The organism is Rhodoferax sp. BAB1 (assembly GCF_013334205.1).
In the GTDB taxonomy this organism is placed as follows: domain Bacteria; phylum Pseudomonadota; class Gammaproteobacteria; order Burkholderiales; family Burkholderiaceae_C; genus Hylemonella.
This window is the reverse complement of sequence record NZ_CP054424.1, coordinates 714,835-741,665: the sequence shown is the minus strand read 5'-3', so window position 1 is coordinate 741,665 and position 26,831 is coordinate 714,835. Positions and strand designations below refer to the sequence as shown.

Here is a 26,831-nt window from a genome sequence, read left to right as displayed (position 1 = left end):
ATTACAGGAGGTGCTTGACGCCGTCCTGCTCACCCACCAGCTCGGCCAGAGTCTTGGCTATGCACTGCTGGCTGAATTCGTCGATGGTCAGACCCTCGACCAGCTTGTACTCGCCACCTTCACAGGTAACCGGAAAACCGAACATGACGTCCTTCGGGATGCCGTACTGACCGTCCGAGGGGATGCCCATGGTGACCCACTTGCCATTGGTGCCCAGTGCCCAGTCGCGCATGTGGTCGATGGCGGCGTTGGCCGCCGAGGCAGCGGAAGACAGGCCGCGCGCCTCGATGATGGCGGCACCACGCTTGCCCACGGTGGGCAGGAAGACGTTGGCGTTCCATTCCTGGTCGTTGATCATCTTGGCCACGCTCTCACCCTTGATGGTGGCGAAGCGGTAGTCGGCGTACATGGTGGGCGAGTGGTTGCCCCAGACAGTGAGTTTCTCGATGTCGGCCACGGCCTTGCCGGTCTTGGCGGCGATCTGGCTGGCGGCACGGTTGTGGTCCAGGCGCAGCATGGCGGTGAAATTCTTGCGCGGCAGGTTCGGGGCGCTCTTCATCGCAATGTAGGCGTTGGTGTTGGCAGGGTTGCCGACCACCAGCACCTTGACCTTGCGCGAGGCCACGGCGTTCAGGGCCTTGCCCTGGGCCGTGAAGATGGCGCCATTGACAGCCAGCAGTTCAGCACGTTCCATGCCCGGGCCGCGCGGGCGCGAGCCCACCAGCAAAGCGTAGTCGGTATCCCTGAAGGCGGTCATCGGGTCGCTGTGGGCTTCCATGCCGGCCAGCAGCGGGAAGGCACAGTCTTCCAGTTCCATCATCACACCCTTGAGCGCCTTCTGGGCCTTCTCGTCCGGAATTTCCAGCAGTTGCAGAATGACGGGCTGGTCCTTGCCCAGCATTTCGCCGGAGGCGATGCGGAACAACAGGGCGTAACCGATTTGGCCGGCGGCGCCGGTGACGGCGACGCGGACGGGCTTTTTGCTCATGGTGGAAACTCCAGAAAGTGATAGGGAATCGGTGACCGCGGGGGGATGCCGGACCGGCCGGCGGGTACCCCGGATGTGCCCGGGAGTGTAGCGCGAAAACCCTGATTTATCAATTTGTCTTATGTCTTATATAAGATATGATTCGAACTGTTTTCGCACTCCCAACCGACCCGGCACACCGCATGAACTCCAGCGCCCCCCCTCTGGCTGACAGCACTTCGGCCGCCGTCGACAACGGCGCTTCGGCGCCGCCCGCGCCCGCCTTCAGCCCCCTGTACCAGCAGATCAAGGGCCTGATCCTGCAAAGCCTGCAATCCGGCGAGTGGAAACCGGGCGAAGCCATTCCCAGCGAGATGGATCTGGCCGCGCGCTACCGGGTCAGCCAGGGCACGGTGCGCAAGGCCATCGATGAACTGGCGGCCGAACACCTGCTGGTGCGCCGCCAGGGCAAGGGCACCTTCGTGGCCACCCATGCCGAGCAGCATGTGCAGTACCGTTTCCTGCGCCTGATGCCCGACCAGGGCGATCGCCAGAGCGAGGGGCCGGCCGAGCGCAACATCATCGACTGCAAACGACTGCGCGCGCCGGCCGAGATCGCGCGCGCCCTGGCACTGCGCACCGGCGACAGCGTGCTGCAAGCCAGGCGCGTGCTGTCCTTCGCTGGCCACCCCACCATTCTGGAAGACCTGTGGCTGCCCGGCACCCCCTTCAAGGGACTGACCGCCGAGCGCCTGAGCCAGCACCATGGCCACATGTACGAACTGTTCGAGACCGAATTCGGCGTGCGCATGGTGCGGGCCGAGGAAAAAATCCGTGCCGTGCTGCCCGATGCCGCCCAGGCCACATTCCTGAAGGTGTCAAAAACCACCCCGCTGCTGAGCGTGGAGCGCATCGCGTATACCTATAACGATGTGCCCATGGAATTGCGCCGCGGCCTGTACCTGACCGACACCCACCACTATCGGAATGTGCTGAGTTGAGAAACTTGGTTACCAGCATCCAGGCGCAGAATGAACCAGCATCAGGCCCGATTGAATGCTGCATTGCAATAGAATTTGCCACTGTTTAGGCCCAGAAATTACAAAGCGGTTACATCCACAGAAAGCCCATCCATGACTGAGCTTGCCCCCTCCTCCCGGCCACAGCGGCCCGAGTTCCGCAACATCCACGCGCTGAAAGACCTGCCCAGCTACCGCCTGCCCCCGGCCGGCTGGGTATCCATCCTGCACCGCGTCAGCGGCGCGCTGATGTTCCTGCTGCTGCCCTTCATCATCTGGCTGTTCGACACCTCGGTGTCCTCCGAATACTCCTTTGCCCGCTTCAGCGCCCTGTTCAGCGCCGGCGCAGGCTTTGTACCCGGCTGGTTCTTCAAACTGGTCGCGCTGGCCCTGATCTGGGCCTATCTGCACCACATCATTGCCGGCATCCGTCACCTCTGGATGGACGTGGCCCATGCCGTGAGCAAGGAATTCGGCCACAGTTCGGCCATCGTCACCCTGGTGCTGAGCGTGGCCTTGACCGTCGTGCTGGGTGCCAAGCTGTTCGGCCTCTACTAAGAAGAACAAGGAGCAACACATGTCCGTCAACTACGGCTCCAAGCGCATCGTCGTCGGCGCGCACTACGGTCTGCGCGACTGGCTGAGCCAGCGCATCACCGCCGCCCTGATGGTCCTCTTCACCTTCGTGGTGCTGGCCCAGGTGCTGTTCACCCGCGGCCCCATCGGCTACGAACTCTGGGCCAGCATCTTCGCCGCCCAGTGGATGAAGGTGCTGACCTTCGCCATCATCGTCGCGCTGATCTGGCACGTCTGGGTGGGCATGCGCGATATCTGGATGGATTACATCAAGCCGGTCTGGCTGCGCCTGTCCCTGCAGGTATTCACCATCGTCTGGCTGGTCGGCTGCGCCGGCTGGGCCATCCAAGTCCTGTGGAGACTCTGAGCCATGTCGTATTCCGTATCCAAGCGCAAATTTGACGTCGTCATCGTCGGGGCCGGCGGCTCCGGCATGCGTGCCTCGCTGCAGCTCGCGCGTGCCGGCCTGAACGTGGCCGTGCTGTCCAAGGTCTTCCCGACCCGCTCGCACACCGTGGCGGCCCAGGGCGGCATCGGCGCCTCGCTGGGCAATATGTCCGAGGACAACTGGCACTTCCACTTCTACGACACTGTCAAGGGCTCCGACTGGCTCGGCGACCAGGACGCCATCGAGTTCATGTGCCGTGAAGCACCCAAGGTCGTGTACGACCTCGAGCACATGGGCATGCCCTTCGACCGCAACCCCGACGGCACCATCTACCAGCGCCCCTTCGGCGGGCACACGGCCAACTACGGCGAGAAGCCCGTGCAGCGCGCCTGCGCCGCGGCCGACCGCACCGGCCACGCCATGCTGCACACCCTGTACCAGCAGAACGTGGCAGCACGCACCCAGTTCTTCGTCGAATGGATGGCGCTGGATCTGGTCCGCGACGCCGAAGGTGACGTGGTCGGCGTGACCGCTCTTGAGATGGAAACCGGCGACCTGCACGTGCTGCACGCCAAGACCGTGCTGCTGGCCACCGGTGGTGCCGGCCGCATCTTTGCAGCCTCCACCAACGCCTTCATCAACACCGGTGACGGCCTGGGCATGGCGGCACGTGCCGGCATCCCGCTGCAGGACATGGAGTTCTGGCAGTTCCACCCGACCGGCGTGGCCGGCGCGGGCGTGCTGCTGACCGAGGGCTGCCGCGGCGAGGGCGCCATCCTGCTCAACAGCAATGGCGAGCGCTTCATGGAGCGCTACGCCCCGACCTTGAAGGACCTGGCCCCGCGCGATTTCGTCTCACGCTGCATGGACCAGGAGATCAAGGAAGGTCGCGGCTGCGGTCCGAACAAGGACTACGTGATGCTCAAGCTCGACCACCTGGGCGCCGAGACCATCCACAAGCGCCTGCCCTCGGTCTACGAGATCGGCGTCAACTTCGCCAACGTGGACATCACCAAGGAAGCGATCCCCGTGGTGCCCACCATCCACTACCAGATGGGCGGCATCCCGACCAATATCAACGGCCAGGTGGTGGTGCATGACGGCAGCAGCAACAAGGTCGTCAACGGCCTGTACGCCGTGGGTGAATGCTCCTGCGTCAGCGTGCACGGCGCCAACCGCCTGGGCACCAACTCCCTGCTGGATCTGCTGGTCTTCGGCCGCGCCGCCGGCAACCACATCGTCGAGTTCGCCTCGCGGACCAAGTCGCACAAGTCGCTGCCGGCCGATGCCGCCGACCGTACGCTGGCGCGCCTGGCCCGCCTCGATGCGGCGAGCAACGGTGAATATGCCCAGAACGTGGCCAACGACATGCGCGCCACAATGCAGCAACACGCTGGCGTGTTCCGCACCCAGGCCAGCATGGACGAAGGTGTCAGGAAAATCGCCGAACTGCGCGAGCGCAGCAAGCACGTCGGGCTGAAGGACACCTCCAAGGTCTTCAACACTGCGCGCATCGAGGCGCTGGAAGTCGACAACCTGATCGAGTGCGCCCAGGCCACCATGGTCTCGGCCGCCGCCCGCAGGGAATGCCGTGGCGCCCACACCGTGAGCGACTACGAGCGCCCGGTGGACGACGCCGTGGCGCCGCTGGGCCGCGACGACGCCAACTGGATGAAGCACACCCTGTGGCACAGCGCGAACAACAGCCTGAGCTACAAGCCTGTCAACCTCAAGCCGCTGACGGTCGAGTCCGTCCCGCCCAAGGTTCGCACCTTCTAAGACGTCACGCCGAGAGACCATCATGACCCTACGCACCTTCCAGATCTATCGCTACGACCCGGACAAGGACGCCAAGCCCTACATGCAGACCCTCGAGGTCGAACTCGACGGCAACGAGCGCATGCTGCTGGATGCCCTGATCAAGCTCAAGGCCGTCGACCCCACCCTGTCCTTCCGCCGCTCCTGCCGCGAAGGCGTGTGCGGTTCGGATGCCATGAACATCAATGGCAAGAACGGTCTGGCCTGCCTGACCAACATGAACACGCTCAAGGGCACTGTGGTGCTCAAGCCCCTGCCCGGCCTGCCGGTGGTGCGCGACCTGATCGTGGACATGACGCAGTTCTTCAAGCAGTACCACTCGATCAAGCCCTACCTGATCAACGAGGACGTGCCGCCCGAGAAGGAGCGCCTGCAGTCGCCCGAGGAGCGTGAAGAGCTCAACGGCCTGTACGAATGCATCCTGTGCGCCAGCTGCTCCACCAGCTGCCCGAGCTTCTGGTGGAACCCGGACAAGTTCGTCGGCCCGGCCGGTCTGCTGCAGGCCTACCGTTTCATCGCCGACAGCCGCGACCAGGCCACGGGTGAGCGACTGGACAACCTGGAAGACCCCTACCGCCTGTTCCGCTGCCACACCATCATGAACTGCGTCGACGTCTGCCCCAAGGGCCTGAACCCGACCAAGGCGATCGGCAAGATCAAGGAAATGATGGTCGCCCGCGCGGTGTAAGCAAAGCACCAGGGTAGACCGTGGACAATGAACTGATCGATGCGAGGGCGCTGAGCAAGCTGAAGTGGCGCTGCCGCCGCGGCCTGCTCGAAAACGACCTCTTCATCGAGCGATTTTTTCGCCAGTTCGAGTCCACCCTGACCGTGCGCCAGTCGCAGGGTCTGAACGCCCTGATGGACCTGAGCGACAACGACCTGCTCGACCTGCACCTCGGCCGCAAGCCCTTGGCCGAGGTGGAACCCGGGCTGGATCGCGAAGAAGTACGCGAAGTATTGAAGATGTTGAGAACCACCTGCTGAAAGGTCAAAAATGAAACTTGCTGATAACAAAGCCACCCTGTCGTTCAGTAACGGCAAGCCCAGCGTCGAGCTGCCGGTCTACCAGGGCAATATCGGCCCGGATGTCATCGACATCCGCAAGCTGTACGGCCAGACCGGCATGTTCACCTATGACCCGGGTTTCCTGTCGACCGCCTCCTGCCAGTCGGCCATCACCTATATCGATGGTGACAAGGGCGAGTTGCTGTACCGCGGTTACCCGATCGAACAGCTGGCCACCCAGTGCGACTTCCTGGAAACCTGCCATCTGCTGCTCTACGGCGACCTGCCCAATGCCGCGAAGAAGGTCGAATTCACCCAGCGCGTGACCATGCACACCATGGTCAACGAGCAGATGCAGTTCTTCCTGCGCGGGTTCCGCCGTGATGCACACCCCATGGCCGTGCTGACCGGTCTGATCGGCGCCCTGTCGGCCTTCTATCACGACAGCACCGACATCAACAACCCCGAGCACCGCGAGATCGCCGCGATCCGCCTGATTGCCAAGCTGCCCACGCTGGTCGCCATGGCCTACAAGTACGGCATCGGCCAGCCCTACATGTACCCGCGCAATGACCTGAGTTATTCCGGCAACTTCCTGCGCATGATGTTCGGCACGCCCTGCGAGGACTACAAGGTCAATCCGGTGCTCGAGCGCGCCCTCGACCGCATCTTCGTCCTGCACGCCGACCACGAGCAGAACGCCTCCACCTCGACCGTTCGCCTGTGCGGCTCCTCGGGTACCAACCCGTTTGCGGCCATCGCCGCTGGCGTGGCCTGCCTCTGGGGCCCTGCCCATGGCGGCGCCAACGAGGCCTGCCTGAACATGCTGGAGGACATCCAGCGCCAGGGCGGCATCGCCAAGGTCGGCGAGTACATGGAGCAGGTCAAGGACAAGAACTCGGGCGTGCGCCTGATGGGCTTTGGCCACCGCGTCTACAAAAACTACGACCCCCGTGCCAAGCTGATGCAGGAAACCTGCAAGGAAGTGCTGGCCGAACTGGGTCTGGAGAAGGATCCGCTGTTCAAGCTGGCCATGGCCGTGGAGAAGATCGCCGTGGAAGACGACTACTTCGTGCAGCGCAAGCTCTACCCGAACGTGGACTTCTATTCCGGCATCGTACAGCGCGCGATCGGCATCCCGGTCAACCTGTTCACCGGCATCTTCGCCCTGGCCCGCACCGTGGGCTGGATCGCCCAGCTCAACGAAATGATCAGCGACCCCGAGTACAAGATCGGCCGTCCGCGCCAGCTCTACACCGGTTCGCCGCGCCGCGACGTGCCGCCGATGGCCAAGCGCTGAACCTTTCGGAAACACAGCCCGCCGCACGGCAACGTCGGCGGGCTTTTTTCTTCAAGGCCCGTGCCGCATGAAACTCATCCGACTCGCCGCTGAACTGCGCGTCCTGCAGGCCGACAGCCCGCTCGCCGCCCACTGCAGCTGCGGCCTGGGGCCCTGCCCCGGCTGGACCAGCCTGACCGAGGAACGCTGGCCCGCCGCCCAGATGCAGGCCCTGGCCACGCTGCGCGACCCCGAGGTCCATGAGCCGACCTTCGAGGAACGCCACCCGCAGGGCACGCGCTACGACTCGCCCGACGCGCCGGTGGCGATCGAGTTCTTCCCCTACAACCGCTGCGAGCTCTGGCGCTGCAAGGCCTGCCAGCGACAGCTGCTGCGCTACACAGAGTACGGTGGCTACTACGTGGACCACCGGGTGCGTGAGTTCTCGCCCACGCTGGATATCCTGGACTGAAGCCCCTCTTCGCAACGTCCGCATAAAATGGCAGATTGCCTAGAACTGCAACGCGGACAACAGCCATGGGACGCACCCTTTACGACAAGATCTGGGACGAGCACGTCGTCCATACCGAGGAAGACGGCACCGCCGTCCTCTACATCGACCGCCACCTGGTCCATGAAGTGACCAGCCCGCAGGCCTTCGAAGGCCTGCGCCAGGCGGGCCGCAAGGTCTGGCGCGTATCGTCCATCGTGGCGACGGCCGACCACAACACCCCCACCACGGGCTGGGAACTGGGCTACGACGGCATCGCCGATCCGATCAGCAAGGAACAGATCACCACGCTGGACGCCAACATCAAGGAGTCCGGCGCCGCCGCCTTCTTCCCCTTCCTGTCCAGGCGCCAGGGCATCGTGCACGTGATCGGCCCCGAGAACGGCGCCACCCTGCCCGGCATGACAGTCGTGTGCGGTGACTCGCACACCTCCACCCACGGCGCCTTCGGCGCGCTGGCGCATGGCATCGGCACCAGCGAAGTCGAGCACGTCATGGCCACGCAGACCCTGCTGGCCAAGAAGGCGAAGAACATGCTGATCAAGGTGGAGGGCAAAGTGGCCCCGGGCGTGACCGCCAAGGACATCGTGCTGGCCATCATTGGCCGCATCGGCACCGCTGGCGGCACGGGCTACACCATCGAATTCGCCGGCTCGGCCATCCGTTCTCTCTCCATGGAAGGCCGCATGACGGTCTGCAACATGGCCATCGAAGGCGGCGCACGCGCCGGCCTGGTGGCCGTGGACGACAAGACCATCGAGTACGTCAGGGGCCGTCCGCTCTCGCCCACCGGCGTGGAGTGGGAGCAGGCCGTCGCCTACTGGAAGACCTTGCAGTCCGACCCGGATGCCAGGTTCGACACCGTGGTCGAACTCGACGCCACACAGATCCTGCCGCAGGTCACCTGGGGCACCTCGCCCGAGATGGTGCTGGGCATTGATGGCCGCGTGCCCGACCCGGACAAGGAAAAAGACGCCAACAAGCGCGGCGCCATCGAGCGCGCCCTGAGCTATATGGGCCTGGAGCCCGGCAAGCCGCTGGCCGACATCAGCATCGACAAGGTCTTCATCGGCTCCTGCACCAACAGCCGCATCGAGGACATGCGCGAGGCCGCCGCCGTGGTCAAGAAACTGGGCCAGAAGGTCGCCAGGAACGTCAAGCTGGCCCTGGTCGTACCGGGTTCGGGCCAGGTCAAGGAACAGGCCGAACGCGAAGGCCTGCACGAGATCTTCAAGGCCGCCGGCTTCGAGTGGCGTGAACCCGGCTGCTCCATGTGCCTGGCCATGAACGCCGACCGGCTGGAGCCCGGCGAGCGCTGCGCCTCCACCAGCAACCGCAACTTCGAAGGGCGCCAGGGCGCCGGAGGCCGTACCCACCTGGTCAGCCCGGCCATGGCCGCCGCCGCCGCCGTGCACGGCCACTTCGTCGACATCCGCAAGTTCTCCTGAGGTCCGCCATGCAGAAGTTCACCATCCACAAGGGTCTCGTGGCGCCGATGGACCGCGAGAACGTCGACACCGACGCCATCATCCCCAAGCAGTTCCTCAAGTCCATCCGCAAGACCGGCTTCGGCCCCAACCTGTTCGACGAATGGCGCTACCTGGACGCCGGTTACCCGGGCCAGGACCCGGCCAGCCGCAAGCCCAACCCGGACTTCGTACTGAACCAGCCGCGTTATGCCGGTGCTTCCGTGCTGCTGGCGCGCAAGAACTTCGGCTGCGGCTCCTCGCGTGAGCACGCGCCCTGGGCGCTGGACCAGTACGGCTTCCGCGCCATCCTCGCGCCCAGCTTTGCCGACATCTTCTTCAACAACAGCTTCAAGAACGGCCTGCTGCCCATCGTGCTGCCCGAAGCCACGGTGGCCCAGCTGTTCGACGAATGTGCGGCCTTCCCCGGCTACCAGCTCACCATCGACCTGGAGCGCCAGGTCGTCGTCAAGCCCCAGGGCGAAGAGATCCCCTTCGAGGTGCAGGCCTTCCGCAAGTACTGCCTGCTCAACGGCTTCGACGACATCGGCCTGACCCTGCGTCACAAGGACAAGATCGCGGCTTACGAAGCCGAACGCCTGGCCAAGAAGCCCTGGCTCGCCCACACCATGATGGGCTGATCGCTCACAAATTCATAGCAAAGCTACCACATGAAAATCGCAGTTCTGCCGGGTGACGGCATCGGTACCGAAATCGTGGCCGAGGCCGTCAAGGTCCTCCAGGTCCTGGACCTGAAATTCGAGATGGAAACCGCCCCCGTGGGCGGCGCCGCCTACGAGGCCGCCGGCCATCCCTTGCCCGATGCCACACTGAACCTGGCCAAGGCGGCCGACGCCATCCTGTTCGGCGCCGTCGGTGACTGGAAATACGACAAGCTCGAGCGCGCCCTGCGCCCCGAGCAGGCCATCCTCGGCCTGCGCAAGCACCTGGGCCTGTACGCCAACTTCCGCCCGGCCATTTGCTACGAAGAACTCGTGGGGGCCTCCAGCCTCAAGCCCGAGCTGATTGCCGGCCTGGACATCCTGATCGTGCGCGAACTCACCGGCGACATCTACTTCGGCCAGCCGCGCGGCCGCCGTACAGCCACCGACGGTGCCTTCCCCGGCGCCGAGGAAGCCTACGACACCATGCGCTACAGCAAGCCCGAGATCGAGCGCATCGCCCACACCGCCTTCCAGGCCGCGCGCAAGCGCAACAAGAAGGTCACCAGCGTGGACAAGGCCAATGTGCTCGAGACCTTCCAGTTCTGGAAGGACGTGGTCACCGAAGTGCACCAGCAGTACCCGGACGTCGAGCTGAGCCATATGTACGTGGACAACGCCGCCATGCAGCTGGTCAAGGCCCCCAAGAGCTTCGACGTCATCGTCACCGGCAATATGTTCGGCGACATCCTGTCCGACGAAGCCGCCATGCTGACCGGCTCCATCGGCATGCTGCCCTCGGCCAGCCTGAACAGCAAGAACCAGGGCCTGTACGAGCCCAGCCACGGCAGCGCGCCCGACATCGCGGGCAAGGGCATCGCCAACCCGCTGGCTACAATACTGTCTGCTGCCATGATGCTCCGCTTCTCGCTCAACCAGGCCACGGCCGCCGACCGTATCGAGTCGGCCGTCAAGAGCGTGCTCGCGTCCGGACTGCGCACGGCAGACATCTGGTCGGCAGGTACCACGAAGGTGGGCACCCGCGAAATGGGCGACGCGGTGGTCGCCGCCATTACGAAAACCAAGGGCTGAAACAGCTCTCGGTTCGTCACGCCCACCCGGCCGACGAGCCGGGTTAACAGGATTTGATTGAAAGGGCATGTGATGAGCAAGGTAGGCAATGTGGTGGGCCTCGTCGGCTGGCGTGGCATGGTGGGCTCGGTCCTGATGGACCGCATGCAGGCCGAAGGCGACTTCGGCCTGATCGAGCCGGTGTTCTTCTCCACTTCCAATGCCGGCGGCAAAGCCCCGGCCCTGGCCAGGAACGAAACCACCCTCAAGGACGCCAACAGCATCGAGGACCTCAGGAAGTGCGACATCGTCCTGACCTGCCAGGGCGGCGACTACACCAAGGAGGTCTACCCCAAGCTGCGCGCTGCCGGCTGGAAGGGCCACTGGATCGATGCAGCCTCGGCCCTGCGCATGGCCGACGACGCCGTCATCATCCTGGACCCCGTCAACCGCCACGTGATCGACCAGTCGCTGGCCCAGGGCGGCCGCAACTGGATCGGCGGCAACTGCACCGTGAGCCTGATGCTCATGGGCATGGGCGGCCTGTTCAAGGCTGGCCTGGTCGAATGGGTCAGCGCCATGACCTACCAGGCCGCCTCGGGTGCCGGCGCGCAGAACATGCGCGAACTGCTGAGCCAGATGGGCGCCCTGCACGACTCCGTCAAGGCCGAGCTTGCCGATCCGGCCTCGGCCATCCTGGACATCGACCGCAAGGTGGCCGCCACCATGCGCGATGCCAGCTTCCCGACCAAGAACTTCCGCAGCACGGCCCTGGCCGGCAGCCTGATCCCCTGGATCGACGTGCCGGTCGAGCACGGCCAGAGCAAGGAAGAGTGGAAGGGCGGCGCCGAATGCAACAAGATCCTGGGCAACCCGGCCTTCCGCAGCGCCGGCAGCATCCCGATCGACGGCCTGTGCGTGCGCATCGGCGCCATGCGCTGCCACTCGCAGGGCCTGACGGTCAAGCTGAAGAAGGACGTGCCGCTGGCCGAGATCGAAGGCCTGCTGGCCGGCGCCAACGACTGGGTGAAAGTGGTCCCCAACCAGCGCGAGATCAGCGAGCGCGAACTCACGCCGGCCGCCGTCACGGGTACGCTGACTGTGCCGGTGGGCCGCCTGCACAAGCTGGCCATGGGCAATGACTATCTGGGCGCATTCACGGTCGGCGACCAGCTTTTGTGGGGTGCGGCCGAGCCGCTGCGTCGTATGCTGCGCATCCTGCTGCAAGCTTGATGCGGAGACAGATATTCGTTGTCCGTTAACAACAAATACAGCCTGAACCAGAGCCAGGAGCTTAGGCCAAGAAAGTTAAGCGCTTTCTCAGCTTGTCAGGCTAACATATTGATGTTAACGTACTTTTCCAGTTTCATGATCACGGTTTTGGACTAAAAACCGTGGCGTTCACACCTACTTCGCCCGAGCACCGGAGGCCCCTAAATTGATTGCTAAGTCACAACGCTGGCAAAGAACCGCCCTGGCGATTGCCTCCGCCACGGTTCTCGGTTTGTGGGGCACGCAAGCTGCTGCGCTCTCCCTGGGCCGCATCGTGGTTCAGTCGGCGCTGGGCGAACCGCTACGTGCCGAAATCGAGATCCTCGAGATCAACGAGGACGAAGCCTCCTCGCTACGGCCCCGTGTCGCCCTGCCGGATACCTACCGGGCCAGTGGCATGGAGTACAGCGCGGCCCTCAATGGCCTGCAGATTTCCCTGCAGAAACGCGCGAACGGACAGCAGTACCTGCGTCTGAGCAACTCACGCGCCATCAACGAACCCTATGTGGACCTGATCCTGGAGGCCAACTGGTCCTCCGGCCGCATCGTGCGCGATTACACGATGCTTTTTGATCCCCCGGTCCTCAACGGATCGCAGCCCGTCACGCCGCAGGCCCCTCAGGTCAGTGCCGTGCCGGTCCAGATCGCGCCGCCCGCGGCACCCGCACCTGTACCGGCCGAAGCCCCGGCCGTGGTCCCCGCCCCGGCGGCCGAGCCTGTCCAGCCCAGTCCGGAGCCTGCCCCGGTGGCCACCGCCGAGCCCCCCAAAAGCACGGAGCCCCCGGCCCCGGCCGTGGCAGGACGACAGCAACTGACCGTCAAGGCCGGTGATACGGCCGGGCGCATAGCCCTGGCCCAGAAAGCGGCCGACGTATCACTCGACCAGATGCTGGTCGCCATGCTGCGCAGCAACCCGGAAGCCTTTATCGGCGGCAACGTCAACCGGCTGCGCAAGGGCGCTGTGCTGGACATGCCCGGCGCCGAGGAAGCACAAGCCACCCCGGCCGACGAGGCTCGCCAGATCCTGCAGACCCAGAGCAGGGACTTCAACGAATTCCGCCGCCGCCTCGCGGCCAGTGCCCCGGCCAGCCCCGAAGCGGCAGCCGACCGCAAGACCAGCGGCAGCGTGCAGACCCAGGTCGAGGAAAAGAAACCGGCCACCACCGCCCCCGACAAGCTGACCTTGTCCAAGGGCGCTGTCCAGGCCAAGGCACCTGAAGACAAACTGGCCATGGAGCGCAGCGCCAAGGACGCCGCAGCCCGCACGGAGGCCCTGTCCAAGAACGTCGCTGAACTGGAAAAACTCAGCAAGACGGCCGCCGCCCCCGCACCGGTGGCCTCGGCACCAGCCAAACCGGCGGCACCCGCTGTGCCTGCCGCGGCACCGGTGGCCTCTGCGCCGGTCGCGACGCCCGCCCCCGCGGTCACCGTGGCACCCGCAGCAGTTCCGGCGGCCAGCGCCCCGGCGCCTGCCCCTCAGGCCACCGCACCGATGCCGCGTCCGGTGGCATCGGCCCCGATGCCAGCTCCCGTGGTCGAAGAACCCTCCCTGCTCGACGAGCTGATGGACAACCCGCTGATCCCGGCGGCGGCTGGTGGTCTGGTGGCCCTGCTGGCCGGTCTGGCCTTTTACCGCAGCCGTCAGCGCAAGAACGCCTCCCAAGTCGACAGCGCCTACCTGGAGAGCCGTCTCCAGCCCGACTCTTTTTTCGGAGCAAGCGGCGGACAACGAGTTGACACCAATGACAACGGTGCCAGCAGTTCCTCGTCCATGGTCTACTCGCCCAGCCAGCTTGATGCTGGCGACGATGTCGACCCCGTCGCTGAAGCCGATGTCTACCTCGCTTACGGCCGTGACCTGCAGGCCGAGGAAATCCTCAAGGAAGCGCTGCGCAACCACCCCAGCCGCGTCGCCATCCACCAGAAATTGCTGGAAATCTACGCCAAGCGGCGCGACGTGAAGAACTTTGGCGTGATCGCCAAGGAAGCCTACAAGGTCACCGGCGGCAGCGGCAGTGAATGGGAACACATCTGTGAACTCGGCCGCGGCATCGACCCGAACAATGAGGCCTACCAGCCCGGCGGCGAACCGCCCGCTTCGGCGCCCGCCCCGCTGCAGGCCAGTTCCGGCAGTTATGCCAGCCAGCCCGTGCGGCAAGCGGCCCCCGTGGCGGCCGCTGCTGCCGCAGGAGCCGGCATGGACCTGGATCTGGACCTGGACTTCTCGCTCGACGAAGCCGAGTCACGCGCCCCGGCCCCTTCGGCCTCCACCATGCCTGCGCCGATCGCCACGGCTCCCGACAACAGCATGGCTTTTGAGGCCCCGTCCCTGCCCGAGATCAGCCTGGCACCCGCCGCCGCCCCGGCTGCAGACAATATGATGAACTTCGACATGGGTGGCCTGTCGCTCGACCTGGACTCGCCCTCGGAGCAGCCGGGTGGTGGCTCGGACGACCCGCTGGCCACCAAGCTGGCGCTGGCCGACGAGTTCAAGGCCATCGGCGACACCGATGGTGCCCGCGCCCTGATCGAGGAAATCATTGCCGAAGCCTCGGGTGACATGAAGTCCAGGGCCCAGAAGGCACTGGCCGCGCTCGGCTGATCCGGCCGGGCTCGTCCCTGCAGGCCGTGTCGTGAGGATCGCCCTCGGCGTCAGTTACGACGGCACCCCTTACGACGGCTGGCAGAGCCAGCCCTCGGGCCGCACGGTCCAGGACCAACTGGAAAAAGCGCTGGGCCAGTTCGCCGACCAGCGCATCTCCACCCTCTGTGCCGGTCGCACCGATGCCGGCGTACATGGCCTGATGCAGGTGGTGCACTTCGACACCACGGCCGAGCGCATGGCCTACGCCTGGGTGCGCGGCACCAACAGCTTCCTGCCGCGCGATATTGCTGCGCAATGGGCGCAGATCGTCCCTGACGCGTTCCACTGCCGCGCCAGCGCCACCTCGCGGCGCTACGCCTACCTGCTACTGGAGTCGCCGGTGCGCCCCAGCATCGACACCCACCGCGTCGGCTGGGTGTTCCAGCCCCTGGATCTGGCACGGATGCAACAGGCCCTGCCCCACCTGCTGGGCGAGCGCGATTTCACCTCCTTGCGCGCCTCGGCCTGTCAGGCCCTGTCGCCGGTCAAGAACCTCATGCGGATCGACATCAGCCGGCGCGGCGCCTACTGGCGCTTCGAGTTCGAGGCCAATGCCTTCCTGCACCACATGATCCGCAACATCATGGGTTGTCTCATCACCATCGGTCAGGGCAAGCAGCCGCCCGAGTGGATGGCCGAGGTCATCGCCGCGCGCAGCCGCGACGCCGCCGCCCCGACCTTCGCCCCGGATGGCCTGTATTTCCTGGGGCCCCGCTACGATGCCCGCTGGGGCCTGCCGGACCGTACGCCTGCGTATGATTGGTTGCCATGAACACGCGGACAAGAATCAAAATCTGCGGCCTGACGCGTGAGCAGGACGTGGAGGCGGCCGTGGCTGCAGGTGCCGACGCCGTGGGTTTTGTGCTGTACGAGAAAAGCCCGCGTCATGTCACGGCACAACGCGCCGCCGAGCTGGTCCGTCGCCTGCCCGCCTTCATGACGCCGGTGCTGCTCGTGGTCAACGCCCCCCCGGAGCAGATCCAGGCCGCCTGCGCCCTGATCCCCAACGCCACCCTGCAATTCCATGGCGACGAGACACCGGAGCAATGCCTGGCGGCGGCTGGCGCCCGCCCTTTCCTGCGCGCCGCCCGCATACCCCTGGGCGAAGCCGGCCGTCGCTTCGATCTCGTAAAATACGTCCAGCAATACTCGGCCGCCCAGGCCGTCCTGCTCGACGCGCATGTCGAGGGGTTCGGCGGCGGCGGAAAATCGTTCGAATGGTCACTCCTGCCTCCAAGCGTCGACGCTCACCTCGTCTTGAGTGGTGGACTCACGCCTGCAAACGTGACCGAAGGCATACGGCAGCTGCGGCCGCGCTGTAAGTCGCTGGCCGTTGACGTCAGTTCCGGCGTCGAGCTCTCCAAGGGCATCAAGGACGCCACCAAGATCCACCAGTTCGTCGCGGCCGTGCGTGCCACCGACGCACAACTCGCAGGTTAAAACATGTTCGACTATCACCAGCCCGATGCCAAGGGCCATTTCGGCATCTACGGAGGCAGCTTCGTCAGCGAAACGCTGACCCACGCCATCAACCAGTTGCGCGCGGCCTACGCCCAATACCAGCACGACCCGGACTTCATCGCCGAGTTTAAGTACGAGCTGGCCCACTTCGTCGGCCGCCCCTCGCCGGTCTACCACGCAGCCCGCATGAGCCGCGAGCAGGGTGGCGCCCAGATTTTCCTCAAGCGCGAGGACCTGAACCACACCGGTGCGCACAAGATCAACAACACCATCGGCCAGGCCATGCTGGCCCGCCGCATGGGCAAGACGCGCATCATTGCCGAAACCGGTGCCGGCCAGCACGGCGTGGCCACGGCCACCATCTGCGCGCGCTACGGCCTGGAGTGCGTGGTCTACATGGGCTCGGAGGACGTCAAGCGCCAGAGCCCCAACGTCTACCGCATGAAACTGCTGGGCGCCACCGTGGTGCCGGTCGAATCCGGCTCCAAGACGCTCAAGGACGCCCTCAACGAAGCCATGCGCGACTGGGTGGCCAATGTGGACAACACCTTCTACATCATCGGCACCGTGGCCGGCCCGCACCCCTATCCCATGATGGTGCGCGACTTCCAGAGCGTGATCGGTGAGGAATGCCTGGTACAGATGCCCGAGATGCTCCAGCGCACCGGCTGCAAGAGCACCCAGCCCGACGCCGTGGTCGCCTGCGTGGGCGGCGGCAGCAATGCCATGGGCATCTTCTACCCCTACATCCAGCACGAGCAGACGCGCCTGATCGGCGTGGAAGCCGCTGGCGAGGGCATGGACAGCGGCAAGCACTCGGCCTCGCTGCAGCGCGGCAGCCCGGGCGTGCTGCACGGCAACCGCACCTATGTGCTGCAGAACGAGGATGGCCAGGTCACCGAGACGCACAGCATCAGCGCCGGCCTGGACTACCCCGGCGTCGGCCCCGAGCACGCCTACCTGAAGGACATCGGCCGCGCCGAGTACGTCGGCATCACGGACACCGAAGCCCTGGCTGCCTTCCACTACCTCTGTCGCACCGAGGGCATCATCCCCGCGCTGGAATCCAGCCACGCCGTGGCCTACGCCATGAAGCTGGCCAAGACGATGCGGCCCGACCAGTCCATCCTGGTCAGCCTCTCGGGCCGGGGCGACAAGGACATCGGCACCGTGGCCGACCTGAGCCAGGCCGACTTCTACTGCCGCCCGAGCTGCAAGGGCCAGGCCGTCAAGGGCGGCATCGAACAAAAAGTCGAGTTGAAAAAATGAGCCGCATCGCTTCCACGTTCGCCGCGCTGCAAAAGAGCCAGCGCAAGGCCCTGATCCCCTTCATCACGGCCGGCTACCCCTATCCCGACATCACGCCCGAGCTCATGCACAGCATGGTGGCGGCCGGCTCCGACGTGATCGAGCTGGGCGTGCCTTTCTCCGACCCCAGCGCCGATGGCCCGGTCATCCAGGCGGCGGGTGACAAGGCCCTGGCCGCCGGCATCGGCCTGCGCCAGGTGCTGGAGATGGTGCGTGTCTTTCGTCAGAAGAACAGCAGCACCCCGGTGGTCCTGATGGGCTACGCCAACCCCATCGAGCGCTACGACCAGTTGCATCAGGCCGGCGGCTCCAACGCCTTCGCGCGCGATGCCGCAGCGGCCGGCGTCGACGGCGTGCTGGTGGTGGACTACCCCCCGAAGAGTGTGAAGCCTTCGCCGCAGCACTCAAGCAGCACGGCCTGGACCTGATCTTCCTGCTGGCCCCCACCAGCACGGACGAGCGCATGGCCCAGGTCGCCCGCGTGGCCACTGGCTACGTCTATTACGTCTCGCTCAAGGGCGTGACAGGTGCCGGTACGCTGGACACGGCCGCCGTGGAAGCCATGCTGCCGCGTATCCGCCAGCATGTGAAGGTGCCGGTGGGCGTGGGTTTCGGCATCCGCGATGCGGCCAGCGCCAAGGCCGTGGGCCGCGTGGCCGACGCCGTGGTCATCGGCACCCGCATCATCCAGCTGATCGACCCGCTGCCCCGGGCACAAGTCCTTACCGTGGCCTCGGATTTCCTGCGGGAAATTCGCCAGGCTTTGGATACATAATGCCGGTCTTGCGCCGCGCAGGCCCAGGAATCCGACCCCATTTATAGAGGGAAGCAAACCATGAGTTGGCTCGAAAAACTTCTGCCCCCGAAAATCCAGCACACCGACCCAGCGGACCGCCGCAGCGTCCCCGAGGGCCTGTGGATCAAGTGCCCCAGCTGTGAGTCCGTGCTCTACAAGACCGATCTGGAGCAGAACCAGAACGTCTGCCCGACCTGCAGCCACCACCACCGCATCGACGCGCGCACGCGCCTCAACCTCTTCCTGGACAACGAAGGCCGCTTCGAGATCGGCCAGGAAGTGCTGCCGGTCGATGCGCTCAAGTTCAAGGACAGCCGCAAGTACCCCGAACGCCTGAAGGAAGCCCTGGAGGCCACGGGCGAGACCGACGCCCTGGTGGTCATGGGTGGTGCCGTGCATGGCATCAGCCTGGTGGCAGCCAGCTTCGAGTTCGGTTTCATGGGCGGCTCCATGGGCTCGGTGGTCGGCGAGCGTTTCGTGCGCGGCGTCGAGACCGCCATCGAGCAGAAAGTGCCCTTCCTGTGCTTCACCGCCACCGGCGGCGCCCGCATGCAGGAAGGCCTGCTCTCGCTGATGCAGATGGCCAAGACCAATGCGGCCCTGACCCGCCTGGCCAAGAAAAAACTGCCCTATATCAGCGTGCTGACCGACCCGACCATGGGCGGCGTGAGCGCCGGCTTCGCCTTCCTGGGCGACGTGGTGATCGCCGAGCCCAAGGCCCTGATCGGCTTTGCCGGCCCGCGCGTGATTGAATCCACGGTACGCGTGAAGCTGCCCGAAGGTTTCCAGCGCGCCGAGTTCCTGCAGGAAAAGGGCGCCGTGGATTTCATCTGCGACCGCCGCGAACTGCGCAAGACCGTGGCCAACACCCTGGCCATGCTGCAGCGCCAGCCGGCTGATGCCGTGATCTGAAAATACCAGCCCAGACCAAAGCCGGCCTTGCGCCGGCTTTTTTATTTACAGCAGGGCCAGCCCTTGCAAATGACCCAGCACGATGGCCGCGACCTGCAGCAGGACCAGCAGGACCAGCGGCGACAGGTCCACCCCGCCCACCAGCGGCACGAAACGGCGGATCGGCGCCAGGAAGGGCGCCACCAGGCGTTGGATGATGTCGGACAGCACCGTATGGGACTGCACCCAGGACAGCACGGCATAAACGATGATCAGGCCGGTCAGGCCGGAAATCACCAGCCGCACCACGCCAAAAGCGGCCAGGATCAGCACCGATACATAGCTGGTGACAAAGCTGGTGAAGACCCAGATCAGCGAGAACATGGCCAGTTCGATCAGCCAGGCCGCCAGCAGGCTGGACAAGTCCCAGCGGCCGGCTGCCGGCACGAAACGGCGCAGCGGCAGCACCAGCCAGTCGGTCAGGGCGAAGACAAAACGCCCCAGCGGGTTGCCCGAGCGCGCCGACATGGGGATGCGCTGGTACTGCATGTACAGGCGCAAAAGGCAGGCACCGCCGAGCACGCCGGCCACGACTTCGAGCAAGAGGGAAAAGATCTGGAACAGCATGACGGGCCCGGTCAGAAGGGAAAAAGCTGAAGGGATGATAGCGTCATTAAAATAGCGGGTTCTGGCCCTCTCTCAGGGCCACCTCCTACCCGGCCCTCTCATGTCAGAACAACACACCGCTGCCCCCGCCCAGGACGAAAACCAGCTGATCGCCGAACGGCGCGAAAAGCTCAAGGCCATCCGCCAGCAGCAGGCCGACGGCAAGGGCCCGGCCTTCCCCAACGACTTCAAGCCGGCCGACCGAGCCGCCGAGCTCTTCGCCGCCCACGCCGGCCAGACCCCCGAAGGTTTGCTGGCCCAGGCCAGCCGCGCCAGCGTGGCCGGCCGCATGATGCTCAAGCGCGTCATGGGCAAGGCCAGCTTCGCCACCCTGCAGGACAGCAGCGGCCGCATCCAGATCTACGTCAAGCGCGACGAGATCGGCGAGGAAGCCTACGAGACCTTCAAGCACTGGGACCTGGGCGACATCGTGGCCGCCGAAGGCCTGGTCTTCAAGACCAAGACCGGCGAGCTTTCGATCCAGGCCACGAGCGTGCGCCTGCTGACCAAGAGCCTGCGCCCCATGCCCGACAAGTTCCACGGCGTGGCCGACCAGGAGGTCAAGTACCGCCAGCGTTACGTGGACCTGATGACCGACGAGGAGGCGCGCCAGCGCTTCGTGGCCCGCAGCAAGGCCGTGAGTTCGATCCGCGAGTTCATGGTTTCGCATCGCTTCCTCGAAGTCGAGACACCGATGCTGCACCCCATCCCGGGCGGCGCCAATGCCAAGCCTTTCATCACGCACCACAACGCGCTGGACCAGGAGATGTTCCTGCGCATTGCGCCCGAACTGTTTCTCAAGCGCCTGATCGTGGGCGGTTTCGAGCGCGTGTTCGAGATCAACCGAAACTTCCGCAACGAAGGCATCTCGGTGCGCCACAACCCCGAGTTCACCATGATGGAGTTCTATGCGGCCTACTGGGACTACCAGGATCTCATGACCTTCACCGAAGGCCTGGTGCGCCACGCTGCCCAGCAGGCGACCGGTACGCTGCAACTGAGCTATGGCGGCAAGCCGGTGGACCTGGCCCAGCCCTTCGAGCGCCTGACCATCCGTGAAGCCATCGTCCGCCACAGCGAGGCTGGCAGTGCCTTTGTCGACGACAGCGCCTGGCTGATCAACGCGCTCAAGAAACTCGGGATGAACGAGGAAAAGCACAAACTCTCGACCCGCTCGCTGTCCAGCCTGCAGGTTCTGTATTTCGAGGAAGTGGTGGAAGAGAAGCTCTGGCAGCCCACCTTCATCTGCGAGCACCCGGTGGAAATCTCACCGCTGGCGCGCGCCAGCGACACGCGCCCGGATGTGACCGAACGCTTCGAGCTCTACATCACCGGGCGCGAGTTCGGCAACGGCTTTTCCGAGCTGAACGATGCCGAAGAGCAGGCCGCGCGCTTCCACGCCCAGGTGGCGGCCAAGGACAGCGGCGACGACGAGGCCATGTTCTTCGACCACGACTTCGTGCGCGCGCTCGAATACGGCATGCCGCCCACCGGCGGTTGCGGCATCGGCATCGACCGCCTGATGATGCTGCTGACCGACAGCCCCAGCATCCGCGACGTGATCCTCTTCCCCGCGCTGCGCCGCGAGGGCTGATCCGCACCGGCCTGCTTGCATGAAGGACACCCCCATGACAGGCAAGACGACAGGCGGACCAGGCCTGCTCAGCGCCGAACACATCGCCCTGATCGACAGCGGGGTATCCACCATCGTCGCCTCGCGCGACGCTGCGCAACGCCCCAGCCTGATGCGGGCGGTCGGCGCCAGCATCACGCCCCAGGGTGATCGCATCACCGTCTACCTGAACCGCCCCAGCTCCGTCCAGCTGCTGGCCGACCTGCAGGCCACGGGACACATTGCCGTGGTGTTCAGCGAGCCCTCCACCCACCGCACGGTCCAGGTGAAAGCCGGCGCCGTTCAGCTGCGCGCGGCCCTGCCGGCCGAATCGGAACTGCTGCAACGCTATCTGCGGGCCATGGAAGGACAGCTCGCCCATGTGGGCATCCGGGCTGAGCAGACCCGCGCCATGCTGGCGCACCAGCTGGCCGATGTCGTCGCCGTCAGCTTCGCGCCGGAGCAGGCCTACGACCAGACCCCCGGCCCCAAGGCCGGATCGCAATTGCCGGGCAGCGGAGTCCGGGCATGAACGAACCCACCCTGGACGACATCCGGCCCTGCCTGGAAGGCATCATCCCGGCGATGATTGCCACCTGCGCACCCGACGGCACCCCCAATGTGGCCTATCTGTCCCAGGTCTATTACCTGGACGCACGCCACGTCGCCCTGTCCTTCCAGTTTTTCAACAAGACACGGCAGAACATCCTGGCGCACCCACAGGCCACGCTGCTGCTGCTGCACCCCCAGACCTGCATCTTCTACCGGCTGCAGATCCGCTACCAGCACACCGAAACCGAAGGACCCCTGTTCGAGGGCATGCGGGCCCAGCTGGCCGGAATCGCCTCACACAGCGGCATGGCCGACGTGTTCGAGCTCAAGGGATCGGACATCTACGAGATCCAGGCCATCGAACAGGTGCCTGGTGACGCCATGGAGGCTCCGCCGCCGCGCTGCGGCCTCCTCGGCCAGATGCGCCGCTGCAGCGAGCGGCTGGCACGCTGCAGCACGCTCGACGAGGCGCTGGGCGCGGTGATGGCCACCCTGACACAGGATTTCGGCATCGCGCACGCCATGATCCTGCTGCTGGACCCGACCCTGCAGCGCCTCTATACCGTGACCAGCCATGGCTACGCCGAGTCCGGGGTGGGCTCCGAGATCGAACTGGGCCAGGGCGTGATCGGCATGGCGGCGCGCGAGCGCACCCCGGTGCGCATCCCCCACATGACCAGTGCCAGTCTCTACAGCCATGCCGTGCGCCGCACTATGGAGAGCGGGCAGCCTGGCCTGGCGCTCAATACCGACATCCCCTACCCGGGCCTGCCCCGGCCGCAGAGCCAGATGGCCGTACCCATCCTCTCGACCAACCAGGCATTGGGTGTGATCTTCGTCGAAAGCACGCAGGAACTGCGCTTCACCTTCGAGGACGAGGATGTCCTGGTGACCATCGCCGGTCACCTCGGAGCGGCCATCGACCTGCTGCGCCTGGACACGGGCACCACGGCAGAGCCCGCGGCTCCGCCGACCACGGCTCCTTGTCCCGTCCCGCAGGGGACGGTGCAGGTGCGCCGCTACCGCAGCAACAACAGCATCTTTTTCAACGACAACTACGTCATCAAGGGCGTGGCCGGCGCCATCTTCTGGAAGCTGCTGCAGGACCATCGACAGCGCGGCCGAACGGAATTCAGCAACCGCGAACTGCGACTGGATCCCGGCATCGGCCTGCCGGAGGTGGTGGACAACCTGGAAGCCCGGCTGATCCTGCTGGAGCGCCGGCTGGCCGAGCAGGCCCAGCCCATCCGCATCGAGAAGACAGGCCGTGGCCAGTTCAGGCTGTGCGTGGCTGCCGCCCTCGAACTCAGTGAGGGCGACTAGGCTCGCCACGGCTCAGACCTCGACCAGGCCCGCCACCGGCGCCAGATTCAGGCCGCGTGAAAGCTTGCCCCAGCCGCGCAGGTCCAGGTGCGGCTGCACCACGTCCAGGGCGGCCGCAAAGACTGGTGCCGGAGCGTGGGCCTGCATGTCCCCGAGCACCTGCAGGCGTTCCGCCGGCGTCATGGCGGGCACCATCCAGCGCAATGCGAACAGGTTTTCCTCAGGTGGCAGCGAAGCGACCAGCCGGGCGTGCAGGGCCATCAACTCTTCATCGCTGTAATGCGCCCACAAAACCTGGTTGTGCACCGTCTCCTCGGTGTGCATGTGCTCGAAATTATGGGCAACGAACAGCGCCAGCTGCCGGTACAGGGACAAGGCCTCGCCGGCACGCCGCGCACCCTGGCTGGCACGCATCTGCTGTACCGCGTCCTTCAGGCGGGCGATCGCATCCCCATGCTCGAGGTGTTCATGGGCGATACGCCCGCTGGAGCCCGGCTGGCAGGCCTCCATGGCCCCGTGCACGAACTCGTTCTCGTGCATCAGATGCGAGGTGCAGACGTCGGCCAGCTGCAGCACACGCGAACTGACCCAGTCGAATTCGGATTCATCCTCCGGGTCCATGCGGCCGACGGCCACCAGAATGTCAGCCATCAGGGCTCGCAGGGCCTTGTGGATGCCGCTGTAGAGGTCCACCCTCGGGGCGGTGCCGGTGGCGTGCTCAAGCTTCGCCATTTCGTTCGTGTCAATTTTCATGGTTTACTTCCTGGTGGCCCGGAAGAACTGCCGGGCTGGTCTTGGTCCCCGCTCACCCCGAGCAGGAACATGCAGGAAGTCTAGGAATCTGGCCACATCATGTCTCTTAAGAACTCGCTAGAAAATTCCTAAAGAATTGCTAACGCAGCCATGAAACCATCCCGGCCGCCCGGCACCGCCACACCTCTGCCGCAACCCAGAGACCCGCTACGCTACCTCACCGGGTACCAGCCAGCGGTTCTGGAACAGGTGCGCCAGCTCCTGGCCAGCGAGCAGTTGGGGAAGGTCTTGCACAAGAAGTACCCGGACACCCATGACATCCGTAGCGACAAGGCCCTGTTCGACTACGTGCAGGGCCTCAAGGCAGAATACCTGCGCAGTGCCGAGCCACTGAACAAGATCTGTTTTGACAGCAGGCTGCACGTCGTCCACCATGCCCTGGGTACGCACACCAGCGTCTCGCGGGTGCAAGGATCCAGGCTGAAGAGCAAACGCGAGATTCGCATCGCCACCCTGTTCAAGAGCGTACCGCCCGAGTTCCTGAGAATGATCGTGGTGCACGAATTGGCCCACCTCAAGGAAAAGGCCCACGACAAAGCCTTCTACCAGCTCTGCACCTACATGGAACCTGACTACCACCAGCTTGAGTTCGATCTGCGTCTGTACCTGACCCAGATTGAATTTCTCAGCCAGCCGCCCGGCCCCGTGGGCTGAGACTGAAGCCCGGCTGCGGCCTCTCAGGCCGGTTTGCCCCAGGCCCGCTCGACCCGCGCCACACGGATTTCGTAGTGCTCGTACCAGCGCGTGCGGCCGCTTTCCTGTGCGATGCGGTGCTCGGCATGCCCCCGCCAGGCGGCGATCGCCGCTTCGGACATCCAATAGGACACCGTGATGCCGAAGCCATCTGCACTGCGCACGCTCTCGGCACCGAGGAAGCCGGGCTGACCTGCGGCCAGATCGACCATGCGTTCGGCCGTCTGTTCATAGCCGTCGTTACCCGCCGTTCGCAGGGAAGAAAAGACCACGGCGTAATACGGCGGTGCTGGCAACTGTGCGAACTGATGCGTCGACATGAGGGGCCTCCGGAATCAGGCCGCAGTGTAGTCCGGCTTCAGGCCGGCAACAGCAGCTGATGTTCCCGGCCCACGGTGAACATGCGCATCACGTCGGCCATGCGGTCGGCCTGGTCCCTGAGGCTGGCGGAAGCGGCAGCCGCCTGTTCGACCAGCGCGGCATTCTGCTGCGTCATCTGTTCGAGCTGTCCCATGGACTGGTTGACCCCCCCGATCTCGCTCGACTGGATGCGGGCGTCCTGCGTGATCGCCTGGATCACGTGGCTGACCTCGGCCACTTGCCGCACGATCTGCGACATTGCGCTCCCGGCTTCCTGCACCAGACGGGAACCCGACGCCACTTCGTCGCGGCTGGCATCGATCAAGGCCTTGATCTCGCGGGCCGCCTCGGCTGAACGCTGGGCCAACAGGCGGACTTCACCGGCAACGACGGCAAATCCCCGCCCCTGCTCACCCGCCCGCGCGGCCTCTACCGCCGCATTGAGCGCCAGGATATTGGTCTGGAAGGCAATCCCGTCGATGACGGCCGTGATATCGGCGATGCGACTGCTGGAGGTCTGGATGCCGGCCATGCTGAGAACGACCTGCTGGACCAGATCACCGCATTGACCCGCCGAGGAGGCCGCGGACGATGCAATCCCGTTGGCAGCGTGCGCCGAATCGGCTGTCTTGCGCACCGTGCTGGTCAGCGTGTCCAGGGACGCCGCAGCCTGCTGCAGGCTGGCAGCGGCCTGCTCGGTTCGGCTGCTCAAGTCATTGTTGCCGCTGGCAATCTGCGAACTCGCCTCGGTCACTCCCTCGGCGCCTTGCCGGACCTCCTGCACCATGGCCCGCAGCGAGGCCACCATGGTATTGAAGTTGCCGGCCATTTGTCCCAGCTCGTCGCTGGAATAGACCGGGACCTCCTGGGACAGATTGCCGGCCCTGACACTGGCAATGCCCTGGGTCAGATGCGCCAGCGGCCGCCGGATGCCACGCAACAAGGACTGGCCCAGCAGCAGGCCAAAGGCAATGGCAAGCCCCAGCCCCAGACCGATGATCCAGAAGAGTTGACGGACGGCAGCGCTCATCTGCTCGCCTCCCCGTGTGGTCAATTCACTGGTATGCAGCATGGCCTGGCCTATCTGCGCTTCGGCAGCCATTGCGGATTTCAGGTGCGCCTGGATTTCCTCTTCATAGACAGCCTGATCGAGAATTTCCTTGCTCTCGATGCGCGCCAGAATGCCGCTGAGTCGCGAGGTGTAGGCCTCGAACTCTCGTGCACCCTGCTGGATCGAATCCAGCACCTGCGGATGGAACTCAGCCTCTCTCACGGTGCGCATCAGTGCGTTGGCCTCGGCGACGTGCTGCTTCCATTCCGCAATGCGCTGTGGCACCCGATCCATTTTCATCAGCAGGTCGATCGAGACGTCCTTTTCGGCTCTGCGTGCCTGGCTGACACTCTTCTGCATGTTCGACATGCGCAGCAACTGCACCAGATCGGATTCAACTGTCTGCCTGGCCTGCTGGTGGATGCCATACACCGACCAGGCGGTGAATCCACCGGCGACCAGCATCAAGCCCAGCAACAAGCCAATGGTCAGTTCAATCCGCTGCACCAGCGTCAGCTTCAGCGCTCTCATAACTCTCCTCGATCCACCTGACCACAGGCGTGGCCTTCATGTGTGACGAAGAAAGTTTATGACCGTCGCGTTACGCCTTCATGACACTCAAGG

General features: G+C 65.0%; 26 protein-coding genes and 1 pseudogene. 22 read left to right on the top strand and 5 right to left on the bottom strand.

Annotated elements, in window-relative coordinates:
• Window position 1: 1 nt before the first annotated feature.
• Window positions 2-988 carry a malate dehydrogenase gene (locus tag HTY51_RS03650; protein WP_174251456.1) on the bottom strand — a complete coding sequence of 329 codons (987 nt, stop codon included), beginning with the start codon at window positions 986-988 and terminating at the stop codon, window positions 2-4.
• Window positions 989-1,170: 182 nt separating this feature from the next.
• Between HTY51_RS03650 and HTY51_RS03645 the strand changes: the two genes are divergently transcribed.
• The 18 genes and pseudogenes from HTY51_RS03645 to accD all read left to right on the top strand — a co-directional run bounded on the left by HTY51_RS03645 (window position 1,171) and on the right by accD (window position 19,158).
• A complete protein-coding gene (locus HTY51_RS03645) occupies window positions 1,171-1,968 on the top strand; it encodes a GntR family transcriptional regulator (RefSeq protein WP_174251455.1) in 798 nt (265 codons plus the stop codon).
• 132 nt (window positions 1,969-2,100) lie between these two features.
• Window positions 2,101-2,544 carry a succinate dehydrogenase, cytochrome b556 subunit gene (gene sdhC, locus HTY51_RS03640; RefSeq protein ID WP_174251454.1) on the top strand — a complete coding sequence of 148 codons (444 nt, stop codon included), beginning with the start codon at window positions 2,101-2,103 and terminating at the stop codon, window positions 2,542-2,544.
• A 19-nt stretch (window positions 2,545-2,563) separates the two neighbouring features.
• Entirely contained in the window at window positions 2,564-2,929 is a 366-nt protein-coding gene (gene sdhD, locus HTY51_RS03635) for a succinate dehydrogenase, hydrophobic membrane anchor protein (protein WP_174251453.1), read from the top strand.
• Window positions 2,930-2,932: 3 nt separating this feature from the next.
• Window positions 2,933-4,729, top strand: coding sequence for a succinate dehydrogenase flavoprotein subunit (sdhA, locus tag HTY51_RS03630; protein WP_174251452.1), 1,797 nt, complete (start codon window positions 2,933-2,935; stop codon window positions 4,727-4,729).
• A 22-nt stretch (window positions 4,730-4,751) separates the two neighbouring features.
• Window positions 4,752-5,456, top strand: coding sequence for a succinate dehydrogenase iron-sulfur subunit (locus HTY51_RS03625; protein WP_174251451.1), 705 nt, complete (start codon window positions 4,752-4,754; stop codon window positions 5,454-5,456).
• A 20-nt stretch (window positions 5,457-5,476) separates the two neighbouring features.
• The gene (locus HTY51_RS03620) at window positions 5,477-5,755 is read left to right on the top strand and encodes a succinate dehydrogenase assembly factor 2 (RefSeq protein ID WP_174251450.1); all 279 of its coding nucleotides are present in this window, start codon (window positions 5,477-5,479) and stop codon (window positions 5,753-5,755) included.
• Window positions 5,756-5,765: 10 nt separating this feature from the next.
• Complete coding sequence (gene gltA / locus HTY51_RS03615; RefSeq protein WP_174251449.1) at window positions 5,766-7,076, top strand: citrate synthase; 1,311 nt, start codon at window positions 5,766-5,768, stop codon at window positions 7,074-7,076.
• Window positions 7,077-7,143: 67 nt separating this feature from the next.
• Window positions 7,144-7,527 (top strand): hypothetical protein, encoded by a 384-nt coding sequence (locus tag HTY51_RS03610; protein WP_174251448.1) that lies wholly within the window; start codon window positions 7,144-7,146, stop codon window positions 7,525-7,527.
• 65 nt (window positions 7,528-7,592) lie between these two features.
• Window positions 7,593-9,014 (top strand): 3-isopropylmalate dehydratase large subunit, encoded by a 1,422-nt coding sequence (leuC, locus tag HTY51_RS03605; RefSeq protein ID WP_174251447.1) that lies wholly within the window; start codon window positions 7,593-7,595, stop codon window positions 9,012-9,014.
• An 8-nt stretch (window positions 9,015-9,022) separates the two neighbouring features.
• The gene (gene leuD / locus HTY51_RS03600; RefSeq protein WP_174251446.1) at window positions 9,023-9,673 is read left to right on the top strand and encodes a 3-isopropylmalate dehydratase small subunit; all 651 of its coding nucleotides are present in this window, start codon (window positions 9,023-9,025) and stop codon (window positions 9,671-9,673) included.
• Window positions 9,674-9,703: 30 nt separating this feature from the next.
• Complete coding sequence (leuB, locus tag HTY51_RS03595; RefSeq protein ID WP_174251445.1) at window positions 9,704-10,786, top strand: 3-isopropylmalate dehydrogenase; 1,083 nt, start codon at window positions 9,704-9,706, stop codon at window positions 10,784-10,786.
• A 72-nt stretch (window positions 10,787-10,858) separates the two neighbouring features.
• Window positions 10,859-11,998: an aspartate-semialdehyde dehydrogenase gene (gene asd, locus HTY51_RS03590; protein ID WP_174251444.1), complete on the top strand. Its 1,140-nt coding sequence runs from the start codon at window positions 10,859-10,861 to the stop codon at window positions 11,996-11,998.
• Between the two features lie 205 nt (window positions 11,999-12,203).
• Entirely contained in the window at window positions 12,204-14,639 is a 2,436-nt protein-coding gene (locus tag HTY51_RS03585; RefSeq protein WP_371733853.1) for a FimV/HubP family polar landmark protein, read from the top strand.
• A gap of 31 nt (window positions 14,640-14,670) precedes the next feature.
• On the top strand, window positions 14,671-15,453 hold the full coding sequence (gene truA / locus HTY51_RS03580) for a tRNA pseudouridine(38-40) synthase TruA (RefSeq protein ID WP_174251443.1): 783 nt from the start codon (window positions 14,671-14,673) through the stop codon (window positions 15,451-15,453).
• Window positions 15,450-16,121: a phosphoribosylanthranilate isomerase gene (locus HTY51_RS03575; RefSeq protein WP_174251442.1), complete on the top strand. Its 672-nt coding sequence runs from the start codon at window positions 15,450-15,452 to the stop codon at window positions 16,119-16,121. The genes truA and HTY51_RS03575 overlap by 4 nt, the downstream gene beginning before the upstream one ends.
• Before the next feature lie 3 nt (window positions 16,122-16,124).
• Window positions 16,125-17,411 carry a tryptophan synthase subunit beta gene (gene trpB, locus HTY51_RS03570; RefSeq protein WP_174251441.1) on the top strand — a complete coding sequence of 429 codons (1,287 nt, stop codon included), beginning with the start codon at window positions 16,125-16,127 and terminating at the stop codon, window positions 17,409-17,411.
• Window positions 17,408-18,225: pseudogene (gene trpA, locus HTY51_RS03565) on the top strand (tryptophan synthase subunit alpha). The gene trpB and the pseudogene trpA overlap by 4 nt, the downstream one beginning before the upstream one ends.
• Window positions 18,226-18,285: 60 nt before the next feature.
• On the top strand, window positions 18,286-19,158 hold the full coding sequence (gene accD / locus HTY51_RS03560) for an acetyl-CoA carboxylase, carboxyltransferase subunit beta (RefSeq protein ID WP_174251440.1): 873 nt from the start codon (window positions 18,286-18,288) through the stop codon (window positions 19,156-19,158).
• Window positions 19,159-19,203: 45 nt separating this feature from the next.
• On the opposite strand, the gene HTY51_RS03555 is transcribed toward accD, so the two are convergent.
• Window positions 19,204-19,764 carry a YggT family protein gene (locus HTY51_RS03555; protein ID WP_174251439.1) on the bottom strand — a complete coding sequence of 187 codons (561 nt, stop codon included), beginning with the start codon at window positions 19,762-19,764 and terminating at the stop codon, window positions 19,204-19,206.
• Between the two features lie 100 nt (window positions 19,765-19,864).
• Between HTY51_RS03555 and lysS the strand changes: the two genes are divergently transcribed.
• From lysS to HTY51_RS03540, 3 genes are read left to right on the top strand one after another with little or no spacing between them, the layout of a single operon-like run.
• The gene (lysS, locus tag HTY51_RS03550; protein ID WP_174251438.1) at window positions 19,865-21,397 is read left to right on the top strand and encodes a lysine--tRNA ligase; all 1,533 of its coding nucleotides are present in this window, start codon (window positions 19,865-19,867) and stop codon (window positions 21,395-21,397) included.
• Window positions 21,398-21,431: 34 nt separating this feature from the next.
• On the top strand, window positions 21,432-21,947 hold the full coding sequence (locus HTY51_RS03545) for a hypothetical protein (RefSeq protein ID WP_174251437.1): 516 nt from the start codon (window positions 21,432-21,434) through the stop codon (window positions 21,945-21,947).
• Window positions 21,944-23,290, top strand: a complete 1,347-nt coding sequence (locus HTY51_RS03540) for a GAF domain-containing protein (protein WP_174251436.1) — start codon at window positions 21,944-21,946, stop codon at window positions 23,288-23,290. Before HTY51_RS03545 ends, HTY51_RS03540 begins: the two co-directional genes overlap by 4 nt.
• 12 nt (window positions 23,291-23,302) lie before the next feature.
• Here HTY51_RS03540 and HTY51_RS03535 read toward each other — a convergent pair whose 3' ends face one another.
• Window positions 23,303-24,043: a hemerythrin domain-containing protein gene (locus HTY51_RS03535; RefSeq protein WP_174251435.1), complete on the bottom strand. Its 741-nt coding sequence runs from the start codon at window positions 24,041-24,043 to the stop codon at window positions 23,303-23,305.
• 150 nt (window positions 24,044-24,193) lie between these two features.
• Here HTY51_RS03535 and HTY51_RS03530 point away from each other — a divergent pair, with 150 nt between their 5' ends.
• Window positions 24,194-24,757, top strand: a complete 564-nt coding sequence (locus HTY51_RS03530) for a M48 family metallopeptidase (RefSeq protein WP_174251434.1) — start codon at window positions 24,194-24,196, stop codon at window positions 24,755-24,757.
• Between the two features lie 23 nt (window positions 24,758-24,780).
• Here HTY51_RS03530 and HTY51_RS03525 read toward each other — a convergent pair whose 3' ends face one another.
• Together HTY51_RS03525 and HTY51_RS03520 are read right to left on the bottom strand one after the other, a co-directional pair.
• The gene (locus tag HTY51_RS03525) at window positions 24,781-25,116 is read right to left on the bottom strand and encodes an antibiotic biosynthesis monooxygenase (protein ID WP_174251433.1); all 336 of its coding nucleotides are present in this window, start codon (window positions 25,114-25,116) and stop codon (window positions 24,781-24,783) included.
• Window positions 25,117-25,154: 38 nt separating this feature from the next.
• Window positions 25,155-26,738 carry a methyl-accepting chemotaxis protein gene (locus HTY51_RS03520; protein WP_174251432.1) on the bottom strand — a complete coding sequence of 528 codons (1,584 nt, stop codon included), beginning with the start codon at window positions 26,736-26,738 and terminating at the stop codon, window positions 25,155-25,157.
• Window positions 26,739-26,831: the final 93 nt, after the last annotated feature.

What these genes read in the sequence shown, in the direction of transcription:
- HTY51_RS03650 (WP_174251456.1), bottom strand. Translation starts at nt 988, where the DNA reads ATGAGCAAAAAGCCCGTCCGCGTCGCCGTCACCGGCGCCGCCGGCCAA.
- HTY51_RS03645 (WP_174251455.1), top strand. Translation starts at nt 1,171, where the DNA reads ATGAACTCCAGCGCCCCCCCTCTGGCTGACAGCACTTCGGCCGCCGTC.
- sdhC (WP_174251454.1), top strand. Translation starts at nt 2,101, where the DNA reads ATGACTGAGCTTGCCCCCTCCTCCCGGCCACAGCGGCCCGAGTTCCGC.
- sdhD (WP_174251453.1), top strand. Translation starts at nt 2,564, where the DNA reads ATGTCCGTCAACTACGGCTCCAAGCGCATCGTCGTCGGCGCGCACTAC.
- sdhA (WP_174251452.1), top strand. Translation starts at nt 2,933, where the DNA reads ATGTCGTATTCCGTATCCAAGCGCAAATTTGACGTCGTCATCGTCGGG.
- HTY51_RS03625 (WP_174251451.1), top strand. Translation starts at nt 4,752, where the DNA reads ATGACCCTACGCACCTTCCAGATCTATCGCTACGACCCGGACAAGGAC.
- gltA (WP_174251449.1), top strand. Translation starts at nt 5,766, where the DNA reads ATGAAACTTGCTGATAACAAAGCCACCCTGTCGTTCAGTAACGGCAAG.
- HTY51_RS03610 (WP_174251448.1), top strand. Translation starts at nt 7,144, where the DNA reads ATGAAACTCATCCGACTCGCCGCTGAACTGCGCGTCCTGCAGGCCGAC.
- leuC (WP_174251447.1), top strand. Translation starts at nt 7,593, where the DNA reads ATGGGACGCACCCTTTACGACAAGATCTGGGACGAGCACGTCGTCCAT.
- leuD (WP_174251446.1), top strand. Translation starts at nt 9,023, where the DNA reads ATGCAGAAGTTCACCATCCACAAGGGTCTCGTGGCGCCGATGGACCGC.
- leuB (WP_174251445.1), top strand. Translation starts at nt 9,704, where the DNA reads ATGAAAATCGCAGTTCTGCCGGGTGACGGCATCGGTACCGAAATCGTG.
- asd (WP_174251444.1), top strand. Translation starts at nt 10,859, where the DNA reads ATGAGCAAGGTAGGCAATGTGGTGGGCCTCGTCGGCTGGCGTGGCATG.
- HTY51_RS03575 (WP_174251442.1), top strand. Translation starts at nt 15,450, where the DNA reads ATGAACACGCGGACAAGAATCAAAATCTGCGGCCTGACGCGTGAGCAG.
- trpB (WP_174251441.1), top strand. Translation starts at nt 16,125, where the DNA reads ATGTTCGACTATCACCAGCCCGATGCCAAGGGCCATTTCGGCATCTAC.
- accD (WP_174251440.1), top strand. Translation starts at nt 18,286, where the DNA reads ATGAGTTGGCTCGAAAAACTTCTGCCCCCGAAAATCCAGCACACCGAC.
- HTY51_RS03555 (WP_174251439.1), bottom strand. Translation starts at nt 19,764, where the DNA reads ATGCTGTTCCAGATCTTTTCCCTCTTGCTCGAAGTCGTGGCCGGCGTG.
- lysS (WP_174251438.1), top strand. Translation starts at nt 19,865, where the DNA reads ATGTCAGAACAACACACCGCTGCCCCCGCCCAGGACGAAAACCAGCTG.
- HTY51_RS03545 (WP_174251437.1), top strand. Translation starts at nt 21,432, where the DNA reads ATGACAGGCAAGACGACAGGCGGACCAGGCCTGCTCAGCGCCGAACAC.
- HTY51_RS03540 (WP_174251436.1), top strand. Translation starts at nt 21,944, where the DNA reads ATGAACGAACCCACCCTGGACGACATCCGGCCCTGCCTGGAAGGCATC.
- HTY51_RS03535 (WP_174251435.1), bottom strand. Translation starts at nt 24,043, where the DNA reads ATGAAAATTGACACGAACGAAATGGCGAAGCTTGAGCACGCCACCGGC.
- HTY51_RS03530 (WP_174251434.1), top strand. Translation starts at nt 24,194, where the DNA reads ATGAAACCATCCCGGCCGCCCGGCACCGCCACACCTCTGCCGCAACCC.
- HTY51_RS03525 (WP_174251433.1), bottom strand. Translation starts at nt 25,116, where the DNA reads ATGTCGACGCATCAGTTCGCACAGTTGCCAGCACCGCCGTATTACGCC.
- HTY51_RS03520 (WP_174251432.1), bottom strand. Translation starts at nt 26,738, where the DNA reads ATGAGAGCGCTGAAGCTGACGCTGGTGCAGCGGATTGAACTGACCATT.